Raw genomic sequence first — 9,732 nt, forward strand, 5'->3', positions numbered from 1 at the left:
GGCGCAGCGGGTCCTGCAGGTCCTTCTTCCAGTCCAGCTTGACGGCGCCCTCGATGTGGCCGCCGTCGTAGGCGGTGGTGTCCTCGTCGACCTCGACGAGGACGATGCCGGGCTGGCCCAGGTGCTCCTGGACCCAGTCGGCGGTGACGAGCACGTCGTTGCGGCTCATGGTGGTGGTCCTCCGGGTGATCGGTGTGTGCGGTCGGTCGTTCGGGTGGTGCGGGACGACGCGGATCGCTCGCAGCGCGGAACTTCCGGGAGAGAGGGGCATCCCGACGGCGCGGAGAGCGCGTCTGGACGGCGCGGTGCCGCCCTCAGAGGGCGGGACACAGGCAGCTGCCGACGCGGCACAGGTCGACTGTGCGGCGCGAGGTCAGCAGGATGCCCACGGCGCGAGCGTAGCCGATCACACCGGACCGCCTGCCCGGCCACCCACGTGCGCATCCACGAGCGCGGTCAGCTCTGCCGGCCGGGGAGCCCCGGTGGTGCGGCCGACCACGCGCCCGCCCCGGTCCAGGTAGAACAGCGTCGGCGTCAGCCGGACGTCGAGCTCGCGGACCTCGTCCAGGTGGCTCTCCGCGTCGACGTGGACGGCGGCCAGCCCCGGCCGGCTCGCCCGCAGCTGCTCCAGCCGGGCCCGGGTGGCCCGGCACGGGCCGCAGAACGCCGTGGAGAACTGGACGACGGTCAGCTCCGCCTCGGCCGGGCGCACCCCGAGCCGGTCGAACACCGCCGCAGCGTCCACCTGGTCCACCACCCCTCCCGGGTCCTCCTCCGCAGAACCCGGCGCGGCCGCGGCCCTATTCCGCGGCCAGGACGGCGTCCTCGGCCACCGCGCGCACGGCCACGCCGTCGTCCCGCGGGGTCACGTCGGTGAGCCGCAGCCCGTAGGGCAGCTCGACCGGGTAGCGCAGGTCGAGCAGGTCGGTGGCCCGTTCGACGGCGACGCGCGGGACGTCGACGCCCACCCCGGACGCCCGGTCGACGTCGATGACCAGCTCGTCCCCGTCGAGCGAGACGGTGCCGGCCGCGGTGAGCGGGAACGCGCGGCCCAGGAGCTCGACGGTGCGGGTGATGCGCAACCCGTCCCCCTCCCGCTCCAGGGTGGTGTCCGCGCCGAGCTCCCCGGCCAGCAGCTCGTAGGAGAGCGTCGCGGTGCCGTCGATGCGCTCGACCGGCACCTCCGCCACCGTGCCGGCCCGCAGCGCCGACAGGGGCAGGTGCACACCGCGGAGCGACACGTCGGCGCGGGTGCCCTCGGGCTGGCCCAGCTCGTCGGCGGTCAACGAGATGCGGACCTCGTCGTAGCGCCCGGCGAGCGCCTGGGTGAGGAACGGGAAGCCGCGGACCTCGACGTCCGGCTCACCGGACAGCGCCTCCTGGGCCGCCAGCCGCTCGGCCACCTCGCGCTCGGCGAAGCCCACCGCCACCCGGTCGAGGACGACGCCGGTGACGACGAGCAGCAGGAGGACGACCGCGGCGACCTTCACAGGGCGGTCAGCAGGGCGAGGGCCACGGGGGCGCCGGCGGCGAGGGGCAGCACGACCTGGACCACGGTCGGCGCCCACGGGGAGAGCGCCTCCGCCTCGCCCTCGGACGTGGTCTCGACGGCGAGGTAGCTGCCCGCCACGGCGACCAGCGCCACCACCCCGGCGATGACGGCGCCCACGGCCGGTGCCCGGAGCGCGCCGAGGTCGGCGAGGTCGCGGACCGCCCACGCCGTCGCCGCGCCGGCCAGGACGGCGAGGACGACGCCGAGCAGCCCGCGCGGGACCCCGGGGGCCAGCCGGGGCCGCGGCAGCACCTGGTCGACGAGGTGGCCGACGACCAGCGCGGCTCCGGCGACCAGGGCGGTGGCGGTCAGGCCGCCGTCGTCGGCCCGGCCCAGCAGCAGCAGCGCCGCCAGCGCGCCGACGGCGGTGAGCAGGACCGCCGACCCGGCCAGCGAGTCGACCAGGGCCTCCCGCGGCGTGCGCAGCATCTGCTGGAGCACGGCGGCGAGGAACCCGATGCCCAGCACGGCGAGGAGGCCGCCCGGCACCGGGTCCTCGGGCAGCGCGAGCGCGAGGTCGGCCGCGACGGCGGCGGCCGTGCCGACGGCCAGCGACGCCGCGAAGCCCTGCATCCCCGTGGCGAGGACCCAGGCGAGCACCAGCGCGAGCTGGAGCACCAGCACGGCGGCGAGGGTCCCGACCTCGCCGGCCAGCGGCGGCAGCCCGGCGACCAGGCCCGCGGCGAGGACGGCGAGGCCCGCGGCCACGACGTGGTGCGGGCGGGCCGGCGTCGGCGACGGGACCGCGGCGGAGCTCACGGGCCGATCGTGTCAGAAGCCCGGCGTGCGCTCCGCTCGACGAGCGGGTCGGGCGCTCCGCGACCGGCGTGTCCGGCGTCACGGGCCCACCCGACGGGGACGCATCGGTGCCGGATCGGGGGCCCCGGAGCGGGCGTCGGCTATCCTGCCGTCTCACCTCGACAGCGCCGTCGCAGGTCCGTTCGGCACCCGCCGGCCCCGGACCCCTGAGGAGACGACATGCGACTCGTGCTCATGACCGCAGCCCGCCAGGCGACGACCGAGGTGCTGCCCGCCCTCGGGCTGCTCGGCCACCAGGTCCGCGTGGTGGCCCCGGAGCTCTCCAGCCTGCTCGACGGCGACTCCGGCGACGTGGTGCTCGTCGACGCCCGCTACGACCTCATCCAGGCCCGCACCCTGTGCGGGCTGCTCTCCTCGACGGGGGTGGCCGCCGCGCTGGTCGCCGTCCTGTCCGAGGGCGGCCTGGTCGCCCTCTCGGCGGACTGGGGGGTCGACGACGTGCTGCTCGACACCGCCGGCCCCGCCGAGGTCGACGCCCGCCTGAAGTGGGCGACCGCCCGGCGCCTGGCCGCCACCACCCCGGCCGACGGCGGCGAGGGCGGCCTCACCCAGGCCGGCGAACTGGTGATCGACGAGCACAGCTACTCGGCCAAGCTACGCGGTCGCCCGCTCGACCTCACCTACAAGGAGTTCGAGCTGCTGAAGTACCTGGCCCAGCACCCGGGTCGCGTCTTCTCCCGCGCCCAGCTCCTCCAGGAGATCTGGGGCTACGACTACTTCGGCGGCACCCGCACCGTCGACGTCCACGTCCGCCGGCTGCGCGCCAAGCTCGGCACCGAGCACGAGGCGCTGATCGGCACCGTGCGCAACGTCGGCTACAAGCTCGACCAGCAGGTGGCCGACGCCACCGCGCGGGCCGCCGCCGAGGACCGCGCGGCCACCGCCGACGCCGGGGCGGGCGCCGAGCTGGTCTGATGGGCCGGTGATCGACGAACGCGACGTCGCCGGCGTCCTCGACCTGCTCCGCGCCGCCGGCGCCGCCGATGGCGTGCGCCCGGTCTCCGAGGAGGCCGAGCTGCGCCTCCGGCACGGCTCGCCCGACGGGCAGGACCTCACGGTCCGGGACGACGACGGCGCCCTGGCCGGGTACGCCCGCCTCGACGGTGGGACCGCCGAGCTGGTGGTCCACCCCGAGCGGCGCCGCCGCGGCCACGGCACCGCGCTGCTGCGCCGCGTCCTGGACGCCGCGGGTGGAGGGCCGCTGGACGTCTGGGCGCACGGGGACCTGCCCGGGTCGGCCGAGCTGCTCGTCCCGCACGGTTTCCGCCGGGCCCGGGTGCTCCTGCAGCTGCGGCGCGACCTGGCCGGCATCGACCCCGACCCGCGCCCCGACCTGCCCGGCGACGTCCGGGTGGTGCCGTTCGTTCCCGGGCGTGACGAGGAGGCGTGGCTGCGGGTCAACGCGCGCGCCTTCGACTGGCACCCCGAGCAGGGGCGGATGACCCACGCCGACCTCGAGCGCCGCGAGGCGGAGCCGTGGTTCGACCCCGACGGGTTCCTGATGGCGTGGCGGGGCGCGCCCGGGGCCGCGGGCGAGCTGCTCGGCTTCCACTGGACCAAGGTCCACCCCGCCGGGGACGCCGGGCCCGAGCCCGTCGGCGAGGTCTACGTGCTGGGCGTCGACCCGGCCGCCCAGGGGCTGCGGTTGGGGCGCGCGCTCACCGACCTCGGGTTGGCGCACCTGCGGGCGCGCGGTCTCGGCGAGGTGCTTCTCTACGTCGAGGAGGACAACACGGCGGCGGTGCGGCTGTACGAGGGGCGGGGCTTCACCCGGTACTCCGTGGACGTCGCGTGGCACCGGGAGCCGCAGGCCCGCTGAGGCCGACCCGGCGACGGCGACGCGCCCACCCGGCGCCGAGCCCTTGCCTGCTGGTGGGTGGCACCGCGACCCCGCATCTTCCCCCCGCGTGACCCGGGCCACTCAAGATCATCGCAGTTCTCGGCGCTCGTTCACCGTCCGTTCACCGCAAGCGGGGTGTGCCGCCACCTGGGCTCCCTACCGTCGCTCCCGTCGGTCCCACGCTGCCCGGAACAGGTCCGGGCGAACCTGAGAGGCCCTGAGTTGAAGCTCAGCACCAAGACGCGCGCCACGACGCTGTCCGTTGCGCTCGCCAGCACCCTCGCGCTCGCCGCCTGCGGTGCGTCCAACGAGACCGCGGAGACCGCCAGCGGCGGCGGCGACACCAGCTCCGGCTCCGAGCTGAGCGGCACGCTCGTCGGCGCGGGGTCCAGCGCCCAGCAGGCCGCCATGCAGGGTTGGACCGCCGGCTACTCGAGCGTGCAGCCCGGCGTGACCGTCAACTACGACCCGGTCGGCTCCGGCGGTGGCCGCGAGCAGTTCCTCGCCGGCGGCACCGACTTCGCCGGCTCCGACGCCTACCTCGACGAGGAGGAGCTGACCCAGGCGGAGGAGCGCTGCGGCACGGCCGGTGCCTTCGAGCTCGTCAACTACATCGCGCCGATCGCGGTCGTCTACAACCTCGAGGGCGTCGACGAGCTCAACCTGCCGCCGGCCGTGATCGCGGGGATCTTCAACCAGCAGATCACCAACTGGAACGACCCGGCGATCGCCGAGGCCAACCCCGACGCCACGCTGCCGGACCTGCCGATCACCCCGGTCAACCGGTCCGACGAGTCGGGCACCACGGAGAACTTCACCGAGTACCTGGCCGCCGCCGGGGGCGACGCGTGGCCGCACGAGCCCAGCGGTGACTGGCCGGTCGCCGGTGGCGAGGCCGCCCAGGGCACCTCGGGCGTCGTGAGCGCCGTCGCGGCCGGCAACGGCACGATCGGCTACGCCGACCTCAGCCAGGCCGGCGACCTCGGTGTCGCCAACGTGGGTGTCGGCGAGGAGTTCGTCGCGCCGTCGGCCGAGGCGGCTGCCGCGGTGGTGGAGAACTCGGAGCAGGTCGACGACGCCGACCGGCCGGAGTACAGCTACGCGATCGACCTGGCCCGCGACACGACCGAGTCGGGCAACTACCCCATCGTGCTGGTCAGCTACCACATCGGTTGCGTCGAGTACGAGGACCAGGAGACCGTCGACCTGGTCAAGGACTTCCTGACCTACGTCGCGAGCGAGGAGGGCCAGCAGGCCGCGGCCGACGCCGCCGGTTCCGCCCCCATCTCCGAGGGGCTGCGCGAGCAGAACATGGCCGCCATCGACGCGATCACGGTCGCCGGGTGATCTGAGCCCTGGTGATCCCGCACCACCTGGCAGCGGCCCGACGACGGGTAGGAAGTTCCCAGCAGTTCTCCCCACCGACCTCCCGGAGCAGCGGTGACAGCCACCCGGACGCCGTCCGACCAGAGCACGACCAAGCCGCCCCGCCGGCCCGGCGACCGCATCTTCGCGGGCTCCGCCAAGGGCGCGGGCATCCTCATCCTCGTCATCCTGGCCGGTGTCGCCGTCTTCCTGATGGCCGAGGCGCTGCCGGCGCTCACCGCTCCGGCCGAGGAGATCCCCGGCGACGAGGGTCTGCTCTCCTACATCGCCCCGCTGCTGTTCGGCACGCTGCTCTCGGCGGTGATCGCGCTCCTGGTCGCGACCCCCCTGGCGGTGGCGATCGCGCTGTTCATCACGCACTACGCACCGCGCCGGATGGCGCAGGGCCTGGGCTACGTCGTGGACCTGCTGGCCGCGATCCCCAGCATCGTCTACGGCTTCTGGGGCATCTTCTGGCTGGCCCCCAAGCTCGTCCCGTTCTACCGCTGGCTCGAGGAGAACCTCGGGTTCATCCCGCTGTTCGCCGGGCCGACGTCCTCCACCGGCCGGACGATGCTCACCGTGGGCCTGGTGCTCGCGATCATGATCCTGCCGATCATCAGCGCCATCTCCCGGGAGGTGTTCCGCCAGGTGCCCACCCTGCACAAGGAGGCGGCCCTGGCCCTGGGTGCGACCCGCTGGGAGATGATCAAGATGGCGGTGATCCCCTACGGCAAGAGCGGCATCATCGGCGGCGCCATGCTGGGCCTGGGGCGCGCGCTGGGCGAGACGATGGCGGTCGCGATCATCCTCTCCGTCTCCGGCGGCATCACGTTCAACCTGATCAGCAGCGCCAACCCGGCCACCATCGCAGCCAACATCGCCCTCGACTTCCCCGAGTCCACCGGCATCGACGTCAACACGCTGATCGCCAGCGGCCTCGCGCTGTTCGTCATCACGCTCGCGGTGAACATGCTGGCGCGCTGGATCGTCAACCGCCGGGCCGACTTCTCCGGAGCCAACTGATGAGCGTCCAGACCCCCACCCCCGCCCCCACGACCGGGGCCTCTGCGGTCAGCCGGCCGCAGCAGCAGCACGATCGCTCGCTGCCCCGCTGGGTCCCGCTCGCGGTCTTCGCCGCGGGTGTCGCGGTCGCGGCCCTGCTGAGCGCCCTCACCGGCTTCAACGTCGTCCTGTTCGTGGTCTACGCGGTGGTTCTCGGCACGGTCGCGGTCTACGTCGTGTCCCGGGTGACCGAGGGCCGGCGCAGGGCCACCGACCGGCTGGTCACCTCCGTCGTGACCGCGGCGTTCGGCATCGCGATGGTGCCGCTGGTCGCCCTCGTCTGGGAGGTCGTCGGTCGCGGCATCGAACGCTTCGACGGCGAGTTCTTCAACTCCTCGCTGCAGGGCATCATCGGCGAGGGCGGCGGCGCCTACCACGCGCTCATGGGCACGGTGATCATCACCGCGCTCACCACGCTGCTCTCGGTGCCGATCGGCCTGCTGGCGGCGATCTACCTGGTCGAGTACGCGCGAGGGCGGCTCAAGCGCGCGATCACCTTCTTCGTCGACGTCATGACCGGCATCCCCTCGATCGTCGCCGGCCTCTTCGCCTACGCCCTCTTCGTCCTGATCTTCGGGCCGGGCATCCGGCTGGGCATCATGGGTGCGATCGCGCTGTCGGTCCTGATGATCCCCGTCGTCGTCCGCTCGGCGGAGGAGGTCCTCAAGCTCGTCCCCAACGAGCTGCGCGAGGCCTCCTACGCCCTGGGCGTGCCCAAGTGGCGCACGATCACCAAGGTGGTCATTCCGACCGCGATCGCCGGCATCGGCACCGGCGTCACCCTTGCCATCGCCCGCGTCATCGGGGAGACCGCGCCGCTGCTGATCACCGTCGGCATCACCAACGCGACCAACTTCGACCCCTTCGACGGCCGCATGGCGACGCTGCCCGTCTACGCCTACTACCAGCTGACCCAGCCCGGCGTGCCGCCCGAGTTCGCCATCGACCGCGCCTGGACGGCGGCGCTCCTGCTCATCATCCTGGTCATGGGGCTCAACGTCGTCGCCCGCCTGATCAGCCGCTTCTTCGCCCCCAAGACCGGTCGCTGACCGGACCGACCCGGAGGGAACCCCCGTGGCCAAGCGCATCGAGGTCTCCGACCTCAACATCTACTACGGCAGCTTCCGCGCGGTCGAGGGCGTCAACGTCTCGATCGAGCCCCGCAGCATCACCGCACTGATCGGCCCGTCCGGCTGCGGCAAGTCGACCTTCCTGCGCACGCTCAACCGGATGCACGAGGTGATCCCGGGCGCCCGCGTCGAGGGCAAGGTCGTCATGGACGGCCAGGACCTCTACGGCCCCGACACCGACCCGGTCACCGTGCGCCGCCAGATCGGCATGGTCTTCCAGCGGCCGAACCCGTTCCCGACGATGTCGATCTACGAGAACGTCGCCGCCGGGCTCCGGCTCAACAGCGTCAGGATGAGCAAGTCCGACCTCGACGACCTGGTGGAGCGCTCGCTGAAGGGCGCCAACCTGTGGGAAGAGGTCAAGGACCGGCTCGACCGGCCGGGGTCGGGGCTCTCCGGTGGTCAGCAGCAGCGGCTCTGCATCGCCCGCGCCATCGCCGTCGAGCCCGACGTCCTGCTGATGGACGAGCCGTGCTCGGCGCTCGACCCGATCTCCACGCTCGCCATCGAGGACCTGATGACGGAGCTCAAGGAGCGGTTCACCATCGTCATCGTCACCCACAACATGCAGCAGGCGGCCCGCGTGAGCGAGCAGACCGGCTTCTTCAACCTCAACGGCGTCGGGCAGCCCGGCCGGCTGATCGAGTTCAACCCGACCGAGAAGATCTTCAGCAACCCCGACCAGAAGGCGACCGAGGACTACATCTCCGGCCGCTTCGGCTGACGGCCCCGTTCCGGGGCCACCAGCGGGTGATCGCTGGCACCGCACGGCGGTGCATCAGCAGCGGACTGCGGCCGCCTCCGGCGCGGGGGCGGCCGCAGCCGCCTCCGGCGCGACCTCGACCGGCTCCGGGGCGCCGATCTCCACCGGGACGACCGCGGAGTACCCGGGGCCGATGACCAGCTGCACACCGTCGCCGAGCGCGTCGCTGGGCTGGAGCACCGCCCCCGGGACGGCGGCGGCCACGGTGCGCGCCCGGTCCAGCGCCTCGGGCCCGTACCGGACGACGCTCTCGGTCACGGTGCCGGTCTCGTTGCCCACCGTGCCGATGCCGAAGCCCTGCCCGCGAAGGGCGTCGGCCACCGTCGCGGCCAGGCCGCTGGTGGCGGTGCCGTTCAGCACGTCGACGGTGATCTCGCCGGGGGCCGCGGTGAGCGGCTCCGGCACGGAGGGGTCCACCGGCTCAGGAGCCGGCTCCGGCTCGGGGGCCGGCAGCGCCGCACCCGGGACGGCCAGGAGCTCTTCCGGCACCCGGACGCCGTCGATGACCTCGTCGAAGAGGGTGCGCGTGGCGGATGCGTCGAGGACGACGTAGCCCTGCTCGGTGCCGGCCGGGACGTACCCCACCTGGGCGACCGGCAGCTCGGCGCGCTGCACCGCGTCGCCGGAGAGGTCGCCGAGGGTCGCGGCCAGCGCGCGCAGGTCGCCGAGCGTCGTCTGCTCGTCGACCGTCAGGGCGTCCGAGGCGCGGGACAGGAAGCGCGTCAGCGCGACGGGGTCGAGCAGCGTGTCCGCGGACATCGCCGCCCGCATCGTCGAGGTGAGCAGGCGCTGCGCCCGCTCGGCGACGGCGGCCCCCGTGACGTCGACGCCGCCGTCGCCCGGCTGCAGGAAACCCGACGCCGCGTCGCCGGAGAGCTCCGAGGGCCCGGCGGGGGGCGGTGTCGCGGCAGCCGCGGTCGCCGCCGTGGGGACGATGCACACCGGGACGCCGCCGAGGGCGTCCACCATCCCCGGGAGGCGGGCGAGGTCCACGCCGAGGTAGTGGTCGATGCGGAGCCCGGACAGCTGCTGGACCGCCCGCACCGTGCACGCCGGGCCGCCCTCGAGCAGCGAGCTCGCGAACGCCTCGGTGACCGGGTCCCGCAGGGTGCCGTCGGGCGTCCGGCACGCCGGGGTGTCCACGAGCGCCGTGGGAGGGACGCTGACCAGCGCCGCGCGGTCGCCCTCGGCCGAGACC

The 9,732-nt window shown here is 73.9% G+C and carries 11 protein-coding genes; 6 read left to right on the top strand and 5 right to left on the bottom strand.

Annotation, left to right across the window (positions count from 1 at the left end; translation table 11 throughout):
- The 4 genes from E9549_RS24365 to E9549_RS21365 form a co-directional block, all read right to left on the bottom strand.
- The coding region (locus E9549_RS24365) for a rhodanese-like domain-containing protein (protein ID WP_308113107.1) at positions 1–169 on the bottom strand (169 nt) is incomplete at its 3' end.
- Between the two features lie 237 nt (positions 170–406).
- Positions 407–754 carry a thioredoxin family protein gene (locus E9549_RS21355; protein WP_236828602.1) on the bottom strand — a complete coding sequence of 116 codons (348 nt, stop codon included), beginning with the start codon at positions 752–754 and terminating at the stop codon, positions 407–409.
- A gap of 46 nt (positions 755–800) precedes the next feature.
- Positions 801–1,490, bottom strand: a complete 690-nt coding sequence (locus tag E9549_RS21360; protein WP_236828603.1) for a DUF2993 domain-containing protein — start codon at positions 1,488–1,490, stop codon at positions 801–803.
- Positions 1,487–2,311, bottom strand: a complete 825-nt coding sequence (locus E9549_RS21365) for a hypothetical protein (RefSeq protein ID WP_236828604.1) — start codon at positions 2,309–2,311, stop codon at positions 1,487–1,489. Before E9549_RS21365 ends, E9549_RS21360 begins: the two co-directional genes overlap by 4 nt.
- 219 nt (positions 2,312–2,530) lie before the next feature.
- Here E9549_RS21365 and E9549_RS21370 point away from each other — a divergent pair, with 219 nt between their 5' ends.
- From E9549_RS21370 to pstB, 6 genes are all read left to right on the top strand, one after another.
- Positions 2,531–3,286: a response regulator transcription factor gene (locus tag E9549_RS21370; RefSeq protein WP_236828605.1), complete on the top strand. Its 756-nt coding sequence runs from the start codon at positions 2,531–2,533 to the stop codon at positions 3,284–3,286.
- A 7-nt stretch (positions 3,287–3,293) separates the two neighbouring features.
- Positions 3,294–4,190 (top strand): mycothiol synthase, encoded by an 897-nt coding sequence (gene mshD / locus E9549_RS21375; protein ID WP_236828606.1) that lies wholly within the window; start codon positions 3,294–3,296, stop codon positions 4,188–4,190.
- 243 nt (positions 4,191–4,433) lie between these two features.
- The gene (pstS, locus tag E9549_RS21380) at positions 4,434–5,558 is read left to right on the top strand and encodes a phosphate ABC transporter substrate-binding protein PstS (RefSeq protein ID WP_236828607.1); all 1,125 of its coding nucleotides are present in this window, start codon (positions 4,434–4,436) and stop codon (positions 5,556–5,558) included.
- A gap of 93 nt (positions 5,559–5,651) precedes the next feature.
- Positions 5,652–6,602 (top strand): phosphate ABC transporter permease subunit PstC, encoded by a 951-nt coding sequence (pstC, locus tag E9549_RS21385; protein WP_236828608.1) that lies wholly within the window; start codon positions 5,652–5,654, stop codon positions 6,600–6,602.
- Positions 6,602–7,690, top strand: a complete 1,089-nt coding sequence (gene pstA / locus E9549_RS21390; RefSeq protein WP_236828609.1) for a phosphate ABC transporter permease PstA — start codon at positions 6,602–6,604, stop codon at positions 7,688–7,690. Before pstC ends, pstA begins: the two co-directional genes overlap by 1 nt.
- Positions 7,691–7,715: 25 nt before the next feature.
- Entirely contained in the window at positions 7,716–8,495 is a 780-nt protein-coding gene (pstB, locus tag E9549_RS21395; RefSeq protein ID WP_236828610.1) for a phosphate ABC transporter ATP-binding protein PstB, read from the top strand.
- A gap of 54 nt (positions 8,496–8,549) precedes the next feature.
- Here the strand turns inward: pstB and E9549_RS21400 are convergent.
- On the bottom strand, positions 8,550–9,732 hold a 1,183-nt coding region (locus E9549_RS21400), incomplete at its 5' end, for an LCP family protein (RefSeq protein WP_236828611.1).

The organism is Blastococcus sp. MG754426, assembly GCF_021699055.1.
Lineage (GTDB): Bacteria > Actinomycetota > Actinomycetes > Mycobacteriales > Geodermatophilaceae > Blastococcus.